The 18,306-nt window shown below is 55.1% G+C and carries 17 protein-coding genes and 1 pseudogene; 15 read left to right on the top strand and 3 right to left on the bottom strand.

What is annotated here, in order from left to right:
• Positions 1-270: 270 nt before the first annotated feature.
• The 11 genes and pseudogenes from M516_RS0100620 to M516_RS25825 form a co-directional block, all read left to right on the top strand.
• Positions 271-3,738 (top strand): M14 family metallopeptidase, encoded by a 3,468-nt coding sequence (locus tag M516_RS0100620; protein ID WP_029097386.1) that lies wholly within the window; start codon positions 271-273, stop codon positions 3,736-3,738.
• A gap of 19 nt (positions 3,739-3,757) precedes the next feature.
• Complete coding sequence (locus tag M516_RS0100625; protein WP_029097387.1) at positions 3,758-4,456, top strand: DUF969 domain-containing protein; 699 nt, start codon at positions 3,758-3,760, stop codon at positions 4,454-4,456.
• 3 nt (positions 4,457-4,459) lie between these two features.
• A complete protein-coding gene (locus M516_RS0100630) occupies positions 4,460-5,413 on the top strand; it encodes a DUF979 domain-containing protein (protein ID WP_029097388.1) in 954 nt (317 codons plus the stop codon).
• Positions 5,414-5,516: 103 nt separating this feature from the next.
• Positions 5,517-6,290 carry an IclR family transcriptional regulator gene (locus M516_RS0100635; RefSeq protein ID WP_029097389.1) on the top strand — a complete coding sequence of 258 codons (774 nt, stop codon included), beginning with the start codon at positions 5,517-5,519 and terminating at the stop codon, positions 6,288-6,290.
• Positions 6,291-6,306: 16 nt separating this feature from the next.
• Entirely contained in the window at positions 6,307-6,954 is a 648-nt protein-coding gene (pcp, locus tag M516_RS0100640) for a pyroglutamyl-peptidase I (RefSeq protein WP_029097390.1), read from the top strand.
• 41 nt (positions 6,955-6,995) lie between these two features.
• Positions 6,996-7,973, top strand: coding sequence for a bile acid:sodium symporter family protein (locus M516_RS0100645; protein WP_029097391.1), 978 nt, complete (start codon positions 6,996-6,998; stop codon positions 7,971-7,973).
• 383 nt (positions 7,974-8,356) lie between these two features.
• Positions 8,357-9,256 carry a metal ABC transporter solute-binding protein, Zn/Mn family gene (locus M516_RS0100650; protein ID WP_420796311.1) on the top strand — a complete coding sequence of 300 codons (900 nt, stop codon included), beginning with the start codon at positions 8,357-8,359 and terminating at the stop codon, positions 9,254-9,256.
• 23 nt (positions 9,257-9,279) lie between these two features.
• Positions 9,280-10,071 (top strand): metal ABC transporter ATP-binding protein, encoded by a 792-nt coding sequence (locus tag M516_RS0100655; protein WP_029097393.1) that lies wholly within the window; start codon positions 9,280-9,282, stop codon positions 10,069-10,071.
• Complete coding sequence (locus M516_RS0100660; protein WP_029097394.1) at positions 10,068-11,420, top strand: metal ABC transporter permease; 1,353 nt, start codon at positions 10,068-10,070, stop codon at positions 11,418-11,420. The genes M516_RS0100655 and M516_RS0100660 overlap by 4 nt, the downstream gene beginning before the upstream one ends.
• Positions 11,417-12,319 carry a metal ABC transporter permease gene (locus M516_RS0100665; RefSeq protein WP_029097395.1) on the top strand — a complete coding sequence of 301 codons (903 nt, stop codon included), beginning with the start codon at positions 11,417-11,419 and terminating at the stop codon, positions 12,317-12,319. Before M516_RS0100660 ends, M516_RS0100665 begins: the two co-directional genes overlap by 4 nt.
• A gap of 138 nt (positions 12,320-12,457) precedes the next feature.
• Positions 12,458-12,556, top strand: a pseudogene (locus tag M516_RS25825) (RNA polymerase subunit sigma-70); the annotation flags it as partial.
• 276 nt (positions 12,557-12,832) lie between these two features.
• On the opposite strand, the gene M516_RS0100675 reads toward M516_RS25825, so the two are convergent.
• Both M516_RS0100675 and M516_RS22450 read right to left on the bottom strand, forming a co-directional pair.
• A complete protein-coding gene (locus M516_RS0100675; RefSeq protein WP_029097397.1) occupies positions 12,833-13,402 on the bottom strand; it encodes a hypothetical protein in 570 nt (189 codons plus the stop codon).
• Between the two features lie 157 nt (positions 13,403-13,559).
• Positions 13,560-14,009, bottom strand: a complete 450-nt coding sequence (locus tag M516_RS22450; RefSeq protein ID WP_152523322.1) for an immunoglobulin-like domain-containing protein — start codon at positions 14,007-14,009, stop codon at positions 13,560-13,562.
• 261 nt (positions 14,010-14,270) lie between these two features.
• On the opposite strand from M516_RS22450, the gene M516_RS26260 reads away from it, so the two are divergent.
• On the top strand, positions 14,271-14,354 hold the full coding sequence (locus M516_RS26260) for a putative holin-like toxin (RefSeq protein ID WP_416358675.1): 84 nt from the start codon (positions 14,271-14,273) through the stop codon (positions 14,352-14,354).
• 369 nt (positions 14,355-14,723) lie between these two features.
• On the top strand, positions 14,724-15,926 hold the full coding sequence (locus M516_RS22455) for an oxalate decarboxylase family bicupin (protein ID WP_035288547.1): 1,203 nt from the start codon (positions 14,724-14,726) through the stop codon (positions 15,924-15,926).
• An 80-nt stretch (positions 15,927-16,006) separates the two neighbouring features.
• On the opposite strand, the gene M516_RS25365 is transcribed toward M516_RS22455, so the two are convergent.
• A complete protein-coding gene (locus tag M516_RS25365; RefSeq protein ID WP_162484667.1) occupies positions 16,007-16,165 on the bottom strand; it encodes a hypothetical protein in 159 nt (52 codons plus the stop codon).
• Positions 16,166-16,381: 216 nt separating this feature from the next.
• Here M516_RS25365 and M516_RS0100700 point away from each other — a divergent pair, with 216 nt between their 5' ends.
• Together M516_RS0100700 and M516_RS22460 are read left to right on the top strand one after the other, a co-directional pair.
• Positions 16,382-17,929, top strand: coding sequence for a recombinase family protein (locus M516_RS0100700; protein WP_029097399.1), 1,548 nt, complete (start codon positions 16,382-16,384; stop codon positions 17,927-17,929).
• A gap of 24 nt (positions 17,930-17,953) precedes the next feature.
• Positions 17,954-18,247 (top strand): sigma-70 family RNA polymerase sigma factor, encoded by a 294-nt coding sequence (locus tag M516_RS22460; protein WP_081656415.1) that lies wholly within the window; start codon positions 17,954-17,956, stop codon positions 18,245-18,247.
• Positions 18,248-18,306 lie beyond the last annotated feature (59 nt).

Raw genomic sequence — 18,306 nt, forward strand, 5'->3', positions numbered from 1 at the left:
AAAATGGCTGAATCGCTTAGGATTGGGAGCTTTCTGTTATGTCTTCAGTTTTTTCAAGGTTTTGTTCCGTTACCACCCCACGGAAGTACGCCTAATCCCCCGCTGCAGCGAGGGAAGTGTTGAAAGTGGAACAGTTGAATGATTTATAAAAAAGGACAAATTTTCAAAAAATAAATATTGATTTTCTCTTTTACTGAATACTATCATAAGAGTAACAATTTCGAAATGAATGTTCCGAAATACGGAACGACGTATTGCGAGGAGATCCTGATGACTGCGCAACATTTCTGGACAACCGATGGACTTTTCTACTCGCATGAGGGAAGGAGCGCCCCGGCGGGCCTGCGTTCGCGGATCACAGTACCGTCGCGGCGGACGTGCTGGGAATCTGCCGCAATGGTTGAACTGGCCGCGCGAATTGGCCTTCATATGGCTGAGCTGCCCGTTCCGATCTTTGATCATCTCTTTATTTTTGATCAATTGGAAGCGAAATCGGACAACGGTGCCGCCCCCTTCCATCTGGTGATGGGATATGACGAAGCGTGGTTGTTTCGCGTTTTGGGCGAGCACGCGCTGCCCATACAATCTGCACGGAAGGAACTGACACAGGAATCGGGGCTGCTTTATCTGCTTCAGCGGGAACAGGGCCCGGTTCTTGTCGTTACGGGCAGTTCTCCCGAGATGACACTGCATGCGGCACGAGCTCTTGCATCTGACTGTTTCGCAAACGGATTCCCTGAACATGAACCGATGATTCTGGTCCCTCGGGAGATTTCCTTTTCCGGCACGTCCTTGGATGGTCGGGATGCACCACAACGGTATTCCCTGCACAACCTTTTTTCCGTCGAAGGGCTTTATCGGCAAAACGAAGATGAGCTGCATCCGACCCTTGATCTTTATTTTCATGTACGCGATTCTGACCTCGAACCAACGGCAGCCGCGGTTGAATTGGCTGCGAGACTTGCATTGTCGGCAGGGTATGTCTGCTTCCCGGTGACCGCTTGTCTTGGCGAAAGCAAACCTGCCAATCGGTTTGAGATTTCCCTAACGGCTGATGATTCAGATGATTGCGAGGCTTTCGTGGGACTTTCTCCTGTCGGAAAGGGCGGCCTGGCGATTCACAGCAGCAAGCGAAGAATCATCGCATTTGTTCGCGACTTGTTAACAGAATGGTTTGCTCCGCTCGATCTGCCGACAGAGGATACCTGGAGGCACCGCTTTGCTTCCCTGCAAAGTGCCAGTCAGGATATTCAGCTGCGGGCACAGTTGGGCATGAAAGCGTTTATGGAACAGAGACGCGGGGAGATCGCACAGCTTGTCCTACCCGAACACCTGGCGAATCCGGTTGAATTGTGGAGACAATATCTTGCTCCAAACATGAGCAGCCGTTCCATTCTGGTTGAGCACGCCGCGCCCGTTTGGACCGCCGATTGGGAAGACCGTGGTGAATTGCAAGACATGGAAGAGTATCTTTTCACCACACTGACACGGCTGCAGGAAGCTGGACAGTTGGCCGACGAAATCGCGATCGAGGTGACGACGACAACCAGTGAGCCAAGCTTTCTCCGTTGGGCGGAACAACTGACAACCGCGATCCGGAAACAATGGGGGATCTCCGCCTCATATGTCTACCGTGACGCCAACAAATCCGGTCTACACTGGGCGATGCAGGAAGTCCTGCCGCGAATCAGGCAGGTTGCCGATCTCGATTCCATCGTCTTGCAGGCGCGCGCGTTTCGGCCCGATGTCAAACATCTTGATCTGGTGCACCGCTATTTACAAGAGCTGTACCCCTTCGACGCGATTTTGGCGAAAGCACTGGATGTGCCGCCGGAACGGATCACGCTGGAACTGCTGGAAGAGCAGTCGGCCCCCATGTTCCGTATAGCGGCCAAAAACAAGCAGGGCAAAGTCCTGGCGGATTGGTCCTGGGAAGGCTGGGGAAAAAGTCTGCCGTACATGCCTGATCAACCCGAGCGAGGCCATGTCATGATCCCGTTTGCCGGCTGCCGCATTTATCCGAGCGGACAAGCCCAGGCATTGGCCAGCCAATCCTTTGAAACGAATCCGTATCGCTTTTGGAAATGGTATCAGCAATCCGTCCTTCCCGCAGTGGTCGCACAGGTCGGACCCGTGCAGGGGGTGCCCAAATTCTTGCGGATTGAGTGTCACGTCTGGATGGATGCCGCAGACAACAAGGTGCCGCACCTGGAAGAGGTAAGTTCCGCCTTGGAGGCGCTGCATGAAGATTTGTATTTCTACACCCTGCATGCCCTGCATGAGCATGGGAAGCAAACGGGTGATCCGGGCTGGGACGCACCTGGAGGTATCGTGCCGTTCATGCACCACGAACCCGGCGGAAAGCCGCATGCGCGCATCGCTTTATACGCCCTGCCTAACGACCATCATGTACGGATTGTGTTCCAACACGGGGAAGAGACCGTATTGAAGCCAAGTCCGGCCGATCAATGGCGGCAGGCGAGAATTGTCTCTCTTACGCAGCACAACGGACAAACGACGTTTGCATTTGACGGCCTGGCCGATCCCGCACTGGCAGAATCCTGCGGCACATGGCTTTCCGCGGCAGCACATTCTGCCGGGGAGAACGGGTTGGCTCCTCCCGCAACCCATGCTGCTGAAAAATCGGTGACGGACGATGTTTTCGTCAACGAAGATGTTCAAGATTGGCTGGAAAAGCGGAAGGAGAAGATCCCCGGTCGGGTGACACCGATCGATTTTTCCTTTCTTGGCCAGTGGATCTGGCTGGTGGAATTGTATGCGTCATCGAACGATAAGGCGAGCATTTGCAGTTCTCTCAAGCAAACACTGTACAAGCCGACGCTGTTCATCAATGAACGGCACCATGCCAACGAGGTGTCCAGCACAAATGCTGCGCTGCATCTGATTGAGCAGGTGATGGCCGACCCATCCGTTCTGGATCATCTGAATGTTGTGATTGTTCCGTTGGAAAACGTGGACGGCGCAGCGCTGCACGCCCAGATGACAGCCGAACACCCTTGCTGGAAACACCATGCGGCCCGTTACAACGCATGCGGATTGGAGTTTGCCAAATATCGTTTTCAACCGGATGTGCCCTTTGGCGAAAGTCGGGTGTATCCCAAAGTGTGGAACCGATGGAAGCCGGATATTGTCCTTGACGACCACGGGGTCCCTTCGCATGAATGGATTCAACCGTTCAGCGGCTATCACAGCCCGCCCCGCTTCCCGGTTTCCTACTGGATTCCCAGCGCCCGGATGTATACCATTTGGCGAGAGCTTACGGATGCAACGGCGGAACAGCGGGAAGCGTATCATTCCCTGCGCTCGTTCCTGACAAAAAGACTGGATGAAGACGAAACGGTGGCAAACGACAATCGGGAGTGGCTCCGTACGTATATCCGCTGGGGGACTCAGTTTGATGAGAAACACTTTCCGGTGGAATTGTCCCATGGAAGCATCGCCTATACCCGTCATGCAAAACGGGACAAACAGTCGTACGATTTGATCGAGCGGTTTCCGCAATGGGTGACCGCAGATTTGATGACGGAAGTAAACGACGAAACGGTGTACGGCAAGGAGCTGGCTGCTTGCCAATACGCCCACCATGTTGTTCATCAAGCCATCCTTGACTGGCTGGCGCAAAGACAGATCCACGTTGAGCTTGTGCGCCAATCTTTCACGAATGGCACTGTTCGCATCGGACTGGAGCGGAAACGACCGCTTTCCACAACAAAATGATTGAGGGGAGAAACAGGGAATGGTCTTGCTTGGACTTGTTATCGTCATCGTCGGTTTTATCATTCGCGTAAATCCGCTCTTGGTTGTCACCAGCGCGGGGCTGGTGACCGGACTGCTTGCCCATCAATCGCTGTATGAAATCATCGAACAATTCGGGAAAGCGTTCACGACCAATCGGTATATGGCCGTTTTCATCGCCACGCTGCCGGTCATCGGCCTGTTGGAACGTCATGGGCTGCGCGAACAGGCGGAAAGCGTTGTGGCCAAAATCAAGGCGGCAACGACCGGCCGGATTCTTACCGCTTATTTTGTCATTCGGGAAGTAGCCGCAGCCGTCGGATTAACCTCCATCGGCGGACACGCGCAGATGGTTCGTCCGCTTGTCGCTCCCATGGCAGAAGGGGCTGCAGAAGCAAAATACGGCAAATTGCCGGACAACGTTCGCGATGAAATCCGTGCCCATGCCGCCGCTGCTGACAACATCGGGGTATTTTTCGGTGAAGACGTTTTTATCGCCATCGGGGCAATCTTGTTGATGAAAGGCTTCTTTGACCAAAACAACATTCCTTCCGATCCGCTGCACATGGCGTTGTGGGCGATTCCGACCGCTGTTGCCGCCTTGATCGTCCACTGTATTCGTCTGTATCTGCTGGATCGTTCTCTTCAGAAGCGTCTTGGTTCCGCCAGCAGCCATGCGGCGATCGGAAAGGAGGAATAATTGATGCTGCTGTCCATCGAAGCCGTCTATATCTTTTTGGGAATAATCGTCGTGTTGGGCAGTTTGTTTACCTTCGCTGACCGGAAAAATCCGCGGCGCCTCACATCCGGACTGTTTTATTTCCTCTACGGGATTTCCCTGCTGCTCGGCAGTGTGATCCCGCCGTTTTACATGGGACTGCTCGTGCTGGTGATGGTTGCCATCGTGGGAGCAGGCGGTTTGAAACCCGGCAGCTACGGGGAAGCAACTCCAGAAGAGAAAATGCAAAATCGCAACCGGTTGAAGAATCTTCTGTTCATTCCTGCTTTATTGATCCCGGTCATCACCGTGATTGGCACGACAGGGTTCAAAGGCGTAAAAATCGGTGACCTGTTTATCTTTGACCAAAAGAACATCACCCTCGTGTCACTTGGCGTGGCAACGCTGATCGCACTGCTTGCAGGTCTGTGGATGACCAAATCTGCACCTGTTGTCGCTGTAAAGGAATCGCGAAGGTTGTTGGAAGCCATCGGCTGGGCCTCCCTCCTGCCGCAGATGCTGGCAACGTTGGGGACGATCTTTACCAGCGCCGGGGTTGGCACTGTTGTTTCTGATTTGGTGGGAAAAATCATTCCTACCCATTCCCTGTTCTGGGTCGTCTTTGCTTACTGTATCGGTATGGCTTTGTTTACGATGGTGATGGGAAATGCGTTTGCCGCTTTCCCGGTGATGACGGCGGGAATCGCTGTCCCGCTGTTGATCAAGCAATTTGGTGTGGATGCCAACCATCTGGCGGCCATCGGGATGTTTGCCGGTTACTGCGGCACCCTGATGACTCCGATGGCAGCCAACTTCAACATTGTGCCTGCCGCCCTGCTTGACTTGAAAGATAAAAACCACGTCATTCGTGTGCAGGTTCCCACTGCGTTGATTATCCTAGCGTTTAACATCGTCCTGATGTATGTCCTCTCCCTGTGAGCGGACGCATGCAGACGAGGACTGCCGCCGATGTACAAAGCCGGCGGCAGCCCGTTGTGCTTCATCCATTTTGATTGGCTGGGGAGGATCAAGGGGGCTCATGATACAAAACAAGAACAAGACGATTGTCAAATCGATGGAAGTGCTGAATCTTTTTCTCCAGCACGCAAAACTAAGCCTCAACGACATGGTAGAGCTGTCGGGCATGCCCAAAACGTCCATTCATCGCATGGCAGGGTCACTGGAAGAGATGGGGCTCCTGCAGAAAAACGCAGACGGCAGCTATTCACTGGGCCTGACATTCCTGCAGTTCGGCCAGTTGGTGGCCGAGCGATTGGATATCCGCCAAATCGCGTTACCGGTGATGAAAACCTTGCGGGATCAGGTGGACGAGGCCGTCAATCTGATCATTCGAGACGGGGACCAGGCGATGTATATTGAAAAATTGGACACGCTGCATCCGGTCCGGCTTTACACGAAAATTGGCAGGAGATCCCCCCTCTACGCGGGAGCCTGTTCCCGAATCATCCTCGCCTATCTGGACGAACAGGAACGCGAACAGTATATAAACGCGATCACGCTGGTTCCATATGCATCCGGAACCATCACGGACAAGCAGCGGCTCAGGGAAGTACTCGCCGAAGCGCGGAAAAACGGCTATACCGTCAGCTATTCGGAACTGGAGGAAAACACCGCTTCGGTGGCTGCGCCAATCTTTGATCATCACGGCCGCATCTGCGCCGGATTAAGCATTGCCGGTCCGGATGTTCGATTCGGCGTCGAGCGGTTACCAGAGTTAATCCATGTGTTGCAGGAGGCTGTCAAACGGATTTCATTCGAGCTTGGCTGGCGAGAGAAAGGGACTCAGTGGAGATAAGAACGGAGGAGATACGATGAAGAACGTTCTCGTAACGGGATTTGATCCGTTTGGCGGAGAATCCGTCAATCCGGCGTTGGAAGCGGTCAAATGCCTGGCCCATCTGAAAACCGAAACGTATGCAGTCGAGGTCAGGGAAATGCCTACCGTATTCGGCAAGGCGCTTGACTGCTTGTACGCTGCGATCGAACAGGTCAAGCCCGATCTTGTCATTTGCGTCGGGCAGGCAGGCGGACGACCCCAAATGACCGTCGAACGGGTGGCGATCAATGTGAATGATGCGCGCATCCCCGATAACGAAGGAAACCAACCGATTGATACGCCGGTTGTACCCGGCGGGCCTGTTGGATACTGGTCTACCCTGCCGATCAAGGCAATCGTACAAGAACTGAATCGGCAGGGAGTACCGGCCGCCGTATCCCATACAGCCGGAACGTTCGTGTGCAATCATGTTTTCTACGGATTGATGCATTACATCGCCGAATCAAAAGCCGCCATTCGGGGCGGATTCATTCATATCCCCTATCTTCCGGAACAGGCTGCCCGCCAGCCGGGGCAGCCCAGCATGGCGTTGGAAACCATTGTGAAAGGGCTGAGGATCGCAATTGATGTCGCAGTCGCACTCGAAGAAGATATCGTGACAATGGGCGGACAAATCAGTTAAGGAGGATTTCCATGTCGATGTCTGGCACTGTTTCAAAGCCGATGATGCTTATCGAAAAAATCAGTTCGTTTGCAGGAAAAACGTTTACCGTATGGGTCATTCTCGTTTCGGTGATTGCCTATCTGTTCCCCGGCCATTTCAAGTGGATTGGAGGCTATGTCGTTCCCTTGTTGGGAATCGTCATGTTCGGGATGGGACTTACATTGTCCGCAGCCGATTTTGCAGAAGTATTTCGTCGGCCAAAGGATGTGGCGATCGGCGTGGTGTGTCACTACGTCATCATGCCGGGATTGGCCTTCCTCTTGGCATGGGGATTGGACCTGCCGCCGGAAGTGGCTGTTGGCGTCATCCTGGTGGGATGCTGTCCGAGTGGAACGGCATCGAATGTCATGGTGTTTCTGGCAAGAGGGGATGTTGCCCTCGCTGTGGCGATCGCATCGGTTTCAACGATTCTCGCACCCATTGTGACTCCTCTGCTTATCCTGCTGCTTGCCAGCAAGTGGGTTGACATCAACATGTGGTCATTGTTTGCGTCCATTATTCAAGTGGTGATCATTCCGCTGGCTCTCGGGTTTGTCATCAAGAAGTTCTTTGGCAAACAGGCGGAAGCGAGTGCAAAGGCGCTGCCGCTCGTCTCCACCATCGCGATCGTCATGATCGTAGCAGGTGTCGTGGCAGGCAGTCAGGCCAAGCTGGCCTCCACCGGCCCGCTGATTTTTGCTGTTGTGATCCTGCATAATGTGCTGGGCTTTTTGCTGGGCTTTTACCTCGCCCGTCTGTTCGGAATGGATTTGGCAAAACAAAAGGCGGTGGCCATGGAAGTCGGGATGCAGAATTCCGGATTGGGCGTGGCGATCGCAACGGCGAATTTCTCGCCATTGGCCGCTGTACCCAGTGCGATTTTCAGCGTGTGGCACAATATATCGGGCTCGATTCTCGCCACGATTTTCAGCCGCATGAGAGACAAGAACGAACGAACGTCGGGGGCCGCTCAGCAGGCAGGTATCCCCAATCCGTAACTGCCGCACCCCCCACCGGCACAGACGAGTGCGCCGTCCCCGCTGCCGCCGAACGCCAGCCCGTTCGGCACTGGGGACGACACCCCCCCTCCTCCCACTCATTGCACATCTGGATTCCTTTCATTGTGAAAGGGCTGACAGGCCTCGTGCGATCACTTATCCTCTACGTGATCATTCAGTCGTGCTGCCTCCCCCATCAGAAGCATCCAATATTTTTCCCTAAGGAAACTTTTTTTCTCTCGTAAAATAGTGTTGCTCATTGTCATTTTTTTGTGTAGAATTTGCCTCAAGGAAACAATTGTGACTAAAGAGAAAAAAATTGAGGAGGACAAACAATGGCAGATGCATATGTTTTCCGCATAAGAAACGGGCTGTTTGCAGGCATGCTGTCGCTTGCCGTGCTGCTCGCCGGCTGCGGTGCTGCCCAGACGGCGGAAGCGCCCGATGGCAAATGGAAGGTGACGGCCACTACCGGGATGGTTGCCGATATCGTCAAACAGGTCGGAGGCGACCACGTGGAAGTGACGCAGTTGATGAGCGCTGGAGTCGACCCTCACCTGTACAAAGCGTCCGAGGGGGATATCAAACGGATTGAAGACGCCGACCTGATCTTCTACTCCGGTCTGCACCTGGAAGGAAAAATGGTGGAAATCTTTGAAAAAATGAGCAAGAAAAAGCCGGTGAAAGCCGTCACGGCCGGATTGAGCAAGGAGCAGCTGCTGGCCGACCCGGCGGCACCGGAAAACCCCGACCCGCACGTCTGGTTTGACGTGTCGCTGTGGATGAAAGCAGTGGAACAGGTCCGGGATGATTTGTCTGCTTTTGACCAAGCCCATAAAGAGGTGTACGCGGCCAACGCCGAAAAGTACCTGGCGGAGCTGAAACAGCTTGACGACTACGCCCGTACGGAGCTCGCCTCCATTCCCAAAGAACGTCGTGTTCTGGTGACGGCCCATGACGCGTTTCAATACTTCGGCCGCGCCTACGACGTGGAAGTGATGGGCCTGCAGGGAATCAGCACGGCGGCGGAATACGGGCTGAAAGACGTGCAAACGCTCGTCGACACGCTGGTTTCCCGCAAGATCAAAGCAGTATTTGTCGAGTCGTCGGTGCCGAAGCGCTCCATTGAAGCGGTTGTGCAAGGAGCGGCGGCGAAAAACCACACGGTCACGATCGGCGGGGAGCTGTTCTCGGATGCGATGGGTGAGCCCGGCACGCCCGAAGGCAGCTACATCGGCATGGTGAAACACAATGTGGACACGATCGTGAACGCCTTAAAATAATCCGCGAAAGGAGGAGAACGACGATGGCGCCTACCATTACCACAGCGTCTTTGACTGTCCGGGATTTGACTGTCGCCTACCAGAAGAAACCGGTGCTGCGCAATGTTTCCGTGGAGGTGCCGGAAGGAAAGCTGATTGGCATCATCGGCCCCAACGGTGCGGGAAAATCCACCTTCATCAAGGCGGTACAGGGGTTGGTGCCGATTGCGTCCGGCCAGGTCGAGATCTACGGCAAGACGTACAAGCAGCAGCGGAAGCTGGTCGGCTACGTGCCGCAGCGGGAATCGGTCGATTGGGACTTTCCCGCCGATGCGCTGGATGTCGTCCTGATGGGCCGGTACGGTCGGCTTGGTTGGTTCCGCCGCCCCGGCAGGGAAGACCGGGCATTTGCCTTGGAATGTCTGCGCAAAGTTGGCATGGCCGACTACGCTTCGCGGCAGATTAGCCAGTTGTCCGGCGGTCAGCAGCAGCGCGTATTCCTCGCTCGTGCGCTGGCCCAGGAAGCGCAGCTCTACTTTATGGATGAACCGTTTGCCGGTGTGGACGCCGCTACGGAAAAGGCGATCATCCATCTGCTGAATGAATTGAAACAGCAGAAAAAAACCGTTCTCGTCGTCCATCACGACCTTCAGACGGTGGAAGAATACTTTGACTGGGTGATTCTGCTGAACCGCCGGGTGATTGCCGCGGGCCCCACCGCCGAGACGTTTACGGCGGAAAACCTGCAAAAAACGTACGGCGGACGGCTTCACGTGCTGGGCGGCCAACTGCTCGTTTCCTCTCAGTCGGTCAACGACGAGGAGGACGAACGATGAACCTGTGGCTCGCTCTGCAAGACCCCAATACGCAGTGGGTGCTGGCCGGGTGCATCCTGCTGGGAATCAGCAGCGGCGTGCTTGGCTGCTTCGCCTTTTTGCGCGGTCGTTCGCTGATGGGCGACGCCCTGGCTCACGCCGCACTGCCGGGGGTGTGTCTGGTCTACCTTCTCACCGGCTCCAAATCGATCGGGCTGTTTCTCATCGGCGCGGGTGCGGCCGGACTGTTGGCCACTTACTGCATCACGTCCATCTCCCGCCATTCGCGGATCAAGGAAGATACCGCGCTCGCGCTGACGCTCTCCGTCTTTTTCGGGATCGGGATCGTGCTGCTCACCTACATCCAGCACAGCGCGAGCGGCAATCAAAGCGGACTGGACAAATTTCTGTTCGGCCAGGCCGCTTCCCTCGTTTCCAGCGATGTCACGACTATGATGATCGTGTCAGGCGCCTTGATCCTGCTGACGATTCTCTTGTTCAAGGAATTTACCCTGCTCTCGTTTGACGCGGGGTTCGGACGTGGTCTCGGGTTTCCCATGGGCTTCCTGGACGCGCTGTTGATGCTGATGCTGTTGATGACCGTGGTCATCGGTTTGCAGGCCGTCGGCGTGGTGCTGGTCGCCGCCATGTTGATCGCTCCTGCCGTCACGGCCCGCTACTGGACGGATAAACTGAGTGTCATGGCAGTGCTGTCCGGACTGTTCGGCGCCTTCAGCGGCGCGTTGGGCACGCTGCTCAGCACCCAATTGGAAAATTTGCCTACCGGCCCTACCATCGTGTTGGCTGCTACCTGCTTCTTTGTCATTTCGTTGCTCGTTTCTCCCCGCCGTGGGGTACTTGTCCGGCTGATCCGCTTCCTGCGCCTGCGCAGCAAAGTGCTTCACGAAGACGTGATGCAGGCCCTGTACGAACGGATGGAGGAACCACATCACCTCCAAGCGGGCAGCCTGACCTTCGGCATCGAAGAGCACGAGTTGGCCGAGAAAAGCGGAAAAAGCACTGCTGCGGTCCGAAAAGCTTTGCGCGGGCTGCGCCGGCAGGGATATGTACGGGCCGTAGATGAGGCATCCGGACATCGGCGTTGGACGTTTACCCCGGAAGGACTGAAAAAAGCCCATGGACTGGTGCTCAATCAACGGCTGTGGGACGTGTACCACATGAACGAGGACAGGTATGCTTCCCAGCACATTGATGTAAACCGGGAAGAACTGGCGTCGCAGTTGTCTGATGAGACGCTTGCACAGATGTTGGAGCAGCTCCATGCGTACAATTTGACGCCCAAGCTGAACCAGCACGTGCCCGCCGCGAGTCAGCTTCACCCCACCAACCGAGGAGGTCTGTCGGTATGAACAGCTTATGGATCATGTTGACAGGGGCGCTTGTGGCCGCCTCCTGCGGGTTCCTCGGCTGCTTTCTCATCCTGCGGCGCATGGCGATGCTGGGCGATGCGATCAGCCATGCCATTTTGCCGGGGATTGTGATCGCCTTTCTGTTCAGCGGCAGCCGGGAAACGCTGCCGATGCTGATCGGCGCTGCCGTGGTCGGCCTGCTGACCGTCTTTTTCGTTCAACTTCTGCACCAAAGCGGAGTGAAATCGGACGCGGCCATCGGGGTCACATTCACCGCCCTTTTCTCCGTGGGAGTTGTGCTGGTCTCGCTGTACGCCCAGCAGGTAGACCTGGACCTCGACTGCGTCTTGTACGGCGAAATTGCTTACGTTCCCTGGGACACGTGGGAGTGGGGCGGCATGGACATGGGACCGCGCGCCGTCTGGGCGGTGGGTGGCGTGTTTCTGATCAGCCTCCTGGTCGTCGGTCTCTTTTTCAAACAGTTCAAACTGTGCAGCTTTGACCCCGCCATGGCAGCCGCCGTAGGCATTCCTGTCCTGCTGTTCCACTATCTCTTGATGACGCTGGTCTCGCTCACGACGGTTGCTTCCTTTGAAAGCGTCGGAGCGATTCTGGTTGTCGCCATGCTCGTCGTTCCCGGCGCTACCGCTTATCTGCTGACCGACCGCCTGCACGTGATGCTGTTCATCAGCATGGGTATCGGCGTGCTTTGCTCGGTATTCGGTTATATGCTCGCGTCCTGGCTGGACAGTTCGATTGCCGGGGCCATGACCGCCGTATCCGGCGTATTGTTCCTGCTGGCCTTTCTCTTCTCACCGCGTCATGGTGTGGTTGCGAAAGCGATCGCGCAGCGACGGGTACGCGTCCAAAACCGACAAACAAAACCCGCCTCTCATTAAAGGTGGGATCCGAACGGAGCGGCATCTGGCGCTGCGTTCGCCTGGTTTCCCCCAAACCATCAGGGATCAGAAAAAGGAGCGTGACAAACGCTCCTTTGCTCGTGCCAGGCATCACGCCATACCTTTGACTGTAGAATCGAAATTCTGATGCATCTGCGCAGCTTGAAAAAAACAAAAAAGGACGTGTCGCTGCACGACCCCATCGGAACCGACAAGGAAGGGAACGAAATCACCCTTGCGCTTTATCCGTTTGAAAGCCCCTCTCATGCGAGAAGGGATTTGTTTGTTTTGTGACATTTTCCTCCAGCCAGGCGACATCTCTGGAACCTCCATGTTGGCCAAGAAACCGCGCAGACGGCATGCCAGCCATTTTCCCTGCATGGGGATGCCACAATCCGCCCCTGCCGCGGTACCCGTCACTTTGCAGCAGGTCAAACACACCGGTGCCTGTTTAACAAAAACCTGACGGCCACCGCTCGATCTTCCAGTCGGTCAGCGTTTTTTCTTTATGATTTACCCACCTTGTCGGTCTATGACCTTCCCATCTTTCGATAACCCTCGAACGTTGTCTTCCGGTCCAACCTGAAAATAGTAACGTTTCCCTTCGTTCATGATGATGGTGGCTGGTTCAAATGTTTCTTCTTGTTTGGTCTTTGTTTCAATTTTTGTGATCTCCGAATTATTGATTTCGCCAAAAACGACGTAAAACTCATGCCGTACATTCTCTTGTCGATCATAAGAGTGAACGCCTTTCGTATACACTGTCATATTGTCATTTTCGTAATGTTCCCATCCGTTTGGACCGATATTTTCCCATCCATCCTCATCGTTGCCTTTCAGGAAAGCAACTGCCAGTGCGTCGAAATCTGCAAAAGGAAACCTCTCACGATCAGGTTCAGTCGTATACATGACGACGGTAACGCCGTCTACGTTTTGCGTGTGAATTACGTTTTTCACTTTGTAAGGGATGCCTTTTTCGAGTACCTCTTCAAAACTGTCGTACTTTCCCCATTCAACGTCAGAGAAAATGATCCAGGAAACGGCAGCAATCGAAATGAGGCCAATGATGATTCGCTTTGTCATGCGGCTCTCCTCCCCGTTGGAAATACTTCCTTCCTAGTTTTGCTTTGCGCTGCCAATTCCTGCCCTGTTTTTAAAAAAATACAAATACGATATGTAACGAAAGACCTCATCCGCAAAGAAATGAGGTCTTTCCCATCCGCTTTTTCCTAAATCGGCGTTACTCCATCGTAAAATGGGCAGCCAGGGTTATTTCCTTTTCATGTGCGTAGAAACGTTTTATCACCCGATATTCGCCTTTGGTAAACGTATACGCAAACGCCTTCACATTGATTTTTTGCTGATAGGTATCCCCCGGCTTTAACACCAGACCCATCTCCGCAAAGGCGATATCCTCTTTAAAGGGAACCTCGTACCACTTGTCTTGTTCGCGTTTCTCAACGGTATAAGCAGCGCCAAAAGACAAGGAAGCGGGTCCCGGATTATGAACCACCAGGGTAATTTCCTCCTCCGAAGATGAGTAGCTTGGTTTTTCCGTTTTCATTTCCACAGTACCCTCATTGGAGGTCATTGCACTTGGCAATTCTCCATGAATGGATGGGGTGGTTACGGGTTTCGTTTCATCATGGGAACAAGCACCAAGAAACACGACAGCCAGAACAACAATCAAGAAAGAATTCCTTATCACGCCAGCTTCCCCCCTCAATTAGAAGACGATCACAGGGGCGTCACGTTTCAATTTCGCAAGGTATGGAACCGTGCCGTATCTCCCCGTGTTCCTCCCCATGGCCGTTCCCTGAAAGGTTCCTCACCCGCCTGCATGAAAAAAACACACCCGATCCGGATGTACCCATGTTATAATCTTCCATACACAATAGAATCGGCTCCGCACGGGTGGTCGGCTCATCCCCTGTCGAAAGGGGGTGAGGGCATGACCGTGTACGAAGCACTTTCGTTGATGGTTGCGTTTGGCATGTTCATCATCGCCATGCTGTCATTTCACAAAAGGAAATAGACCGCCCTTGAGTCGGTAGCTCGGCGGTCTATTTCGCAACCAGCGTTATGAGCCGCCCCCTTGTGGGGAACGTCTATTGTGCAAGGCCGTAGGTGCTGCAACACCTGCGGTCTTTCTTAGTATATTCCCCTATTCGTGGAGCGATCACGAACACTTTTCTCTGTCTTCTATCATACCACAACCTGGTCCAGATCATAACCGATAAAAATAGGTTTGGAGCGAAAATGATAGACGCTCGTCATGCGGAGAGCGTCTTTCGAGGTGTTAGTTACCGTACATCTGACATACACCCCCTAGCTGCGACATACATTACGAAAATGAAAGATCAGCATTCCCCCTGTCATCATCTGATGGAGAGGAGCATGTTCGATGGAAAACCGTCCTCGGAGTCATCCTGCATACGGAAATGTGCCGCAACCGATAAGGGCAGACGGCGCCGGTGCGACCGATACGGGTCCGCGGGACATCATGCGAGATTTGGAGAACCCAGACATGCTGGTTCCGCCCATTACCGATGCGGGCTTGATTCCCAATTTGAAGTTCTCGTTCTCCGACACCCACATGCAGTTAAACCACGGCGGCTGGTCGCGGGAAGTGACGGTACGAGAGCTGCCGATCGCCACCACGCTTGCGGGGGTGAACATGCGGCTGACGCAGGGCGGTGTGCGTGAGCTGCACTGGCACAAGCAGGCGGAGTGGTCCTTCATGATTTCGGGCCGGGCACGCATCACCGCGGTCGACCAGGACGGGCGGAACTTTATCGCCGATGTCGGCGTCGGCGATCTGTGGTACTTTCCCCCGGGGATTCCGTACTCGATTCAGGGGCTGGAGGAAGGCTGCGAATTTCTGCTCGTTTTCGACGACGGCAGCTTCTCCGACCTGGACACCTTCTCCATATCCGATTGGTTCGCACACACACCGAAGGACGTATTGGCCGCCAATTTCGGTGTATCGGAACACGCCTTTGCCCACATCCCAACGGAACAGGTGTACATTTTCCAGGCAGACGTACCCGGCCCATTGGAAAGCCAGAAAGTGCCCGATCCTTACGGTACCGTGCCGAAAAGCTTCACGCACCGGCTGCTTGCGCAGGAGCCGATTCGAACGCCGGGCGGAACGGTGCGCATCGTCGATTCCACCAACTTCCCCATTTCGACCACCGTCGCGGCCGCCCTGGTCGAAATCAAACCGGGCGGGATGAGGGAGATGCACTGGCACCCGAACAATGATGAATGGCAATATTACCTCGCCGGCATGGGACGCATGACGGTCTTTGCGGCGAACGGCACGGCCCGCACGTTCAATTACCGGGCGGGCGACGTGGGGTACGTACCGTTTGCCTTTGGTCACTACATCCAGAACACCGGTGACAAAAGCCTATGGTTTCTGGAGATGTTCAAGAGTGACCGCTTCGCCGACGTGTCGCTGAACCAGTGGATGGCGCTGACGCCTCGAGAGCTCGTGCAGGAGAACCTTCACGTGGGGCCCGAGCTGATGAACGCACTGCGCAAGGAGAAATGGCCGGTCGTCAAATACCCGAATCCTGCCGACTCCCTTGGCGATTGCGAGTGAGAATCCGCCTGCCTCGACTGGGGGATGCCGATGCAGTACACCGGGGCATCTCTTTTCAGGCTTGTCTGATCCGCCGGGGGTTACCCGGCCTTCTCCTCAAGCTCGTCGAGGATCGCCCATCCGGCGGCGTGCAACTCGTCGAGGACCCGGTCTACCGCTTCTTCCGTCATGGGTGGAGGTGCTACGACGTGAACCGTGGTGTTCCCAAACGTGTAAGTGGCGTCGTACTTGCGCTCCACTGGCATCGCCTCCCTACAGGAATGGTATGCGATGAAGGGGCGGGGACGGGCATGGAAATCATCCTCTCCCTTTCCGTCTTGCGGCCATTCGGGCTGCAGGATGCTTTTGACGATCGGCATGTTTCGCGAAAACGGGCATAGGGTATGGCGGCACAAACCGGCATGGTTTTTTCACGTGCGTGACATAAGTCTTCATTTTGACGAGAGGTCCCCTGTATGGAACGTGTCTGCATGTATCTCCGCAAATCCCGCGCGGACCTGGAAGCGGAAGCGCGCGGGGAAGGCGAAACGCTGGCCAAACACAAAAAAGCCCTGCTGAAGCTGGCCAAACAGCAGGAGCTCCAGGTCATTACCATCCGGGAAGAAGTGGTTTCCGGGGAGTCGCTGATCCATCGACCGCAGATGTTGGAACTCCTGAAAGAGGTGGAAGCAGGGACATACGACGCCGTCCTGGTGATGGACATCGACCGTCTTGGTCGCGGGGACAAGGTTGACCAGGGGTTGATCGAGAGAGCTTTCCGCGTGTCCGGGACAAAAATCATCACGCCGCGGAAGATCTACGACCCCAACGACGAATGGGACGAGGAATACATGGAGTTTGAATCGTTCATGGCACGGCGGGAGTTGAAGCTGATCAACCGCCGGCTGCAGCGCGGCCGCATCGCTTCTGTCGAAGAGGGGAACTACATCGCCACCCGCCCTCCCTATGGGTACCTGATTCACAAGACCGATCAGGAGCGGACTCTTGTCCCCCATCCTGAACAGGCCCCGATCGTGCAGATGATCTTTCACTGGTACACCCACCAGGATCCCGGAAGGCGCATGGGCAGCAGCAAGATCGCCAACGAGTTAAACCGGCGCGGATACCGCTCCTACACCGGAAAGGACTGGACCTCCGCCTCCGTTTTGGCGATCCTGAAGAATGCGGTGTATGCCGGCCGGGTCCAGTGGAAGAAGAAAGAAGAGAAAAAATCAGCTGAGCCGGGGAAGCGAAAAGATACCCGAACGCGCCCGCGGCACGAATGGATCGACGTCCCGGGCAAGCATGAACCGCTGGTAACGATGGAGACGTTTCAAAAAGCACAGGACCTTCTCGGCCGCAGCTACCACGTCCCCTACCAACTGCAACGCGGAATCACCAACCCGCTCGCCGGCCTGATCAAGTGTGAACGGTGCGGTTCGTCCATGGTGATGCGCCCCTACACGAATCAGCTTCCCCATCTCAAGTGCGGCAATCACCTGTGTCAAAACAGGAGCAGCCGTTTCGCCTACGTGGAGAAGCATCTGCTGAGAGGCCTCAAAGCATGGCTGGCTGCGTACAAGGCCGAGTGGGGCAAACGGAAGCGGCCGGAGCGAAACGAACGCCTGATCGAAGCGAAGCGGGCAGCACTCCGCTCGTTGGAACGGGAGCGCAAGGAACTGGAGGGGCAAAAGGACCGCCTTCACGACCTGCTGGAACGCCGGATCTACGACGAGGAGACGTATCTGGAACGGTTTACAGCACTGGCAGAACGAATGGAGCATCTGCAAGCCGCCATCAAACAGGCCGAAGACGACATCGCCGCCGAGCTCATGCGTGAGCAGGCGCAAAAGGAAGTCATCCCCAAGGTTGAATCAGTCCTCGACCTGTATGATCGGACTGACGATCCCGCCAAAAAAAACAACCTGCTGAAGTCCGTCCTGGAAAAAGCCGTGTACCGCAAGGAAAAATGGCAGCGCGGCGACCATTTTACCTTGACGCTTTACCCGAAAATCCCCCAATAAACCCTCCACGGATAAACCGGAAAGGTGAATGAAATCACCCTGATCGACGTGCTGGGCACGGAGATTGACGAAGTGGTGGACACGGTGCAGCTCAAGCTGGAGTCCAACAAGATCTACCAGCACATTCACATCCTCGACGAGCGGGAAAAAGAAGTGATCATCGGCCGGTTCGGTCTGGATCAGGACAAAGAGAAGACCCAGCGGGAAATCGCCCGCGAGCTGGGCATCTCCCGCTCGTACGTGTCGCGGATCGAGAAGCGGGCCCTGATGAAGCTGTTCAACGAGTTTTACCGAACGAAGCAGGCGCAGGGGAGATAACAGGACGCGGAGTGGGACTGAGCGTTGCTTCCGATCGGGTTTTGCCGAATGAAAAAGGC

The sequence above is a fragment of the Brevibacillus thermoruber 423 genome (assembly GCF_000454065.1).
Lineage (GTDB): Bacteria > Bacillota > Bacilli > Brevibacillales > Brevibacillaceae > Brevibacillus > Brevibacillus thermoruber.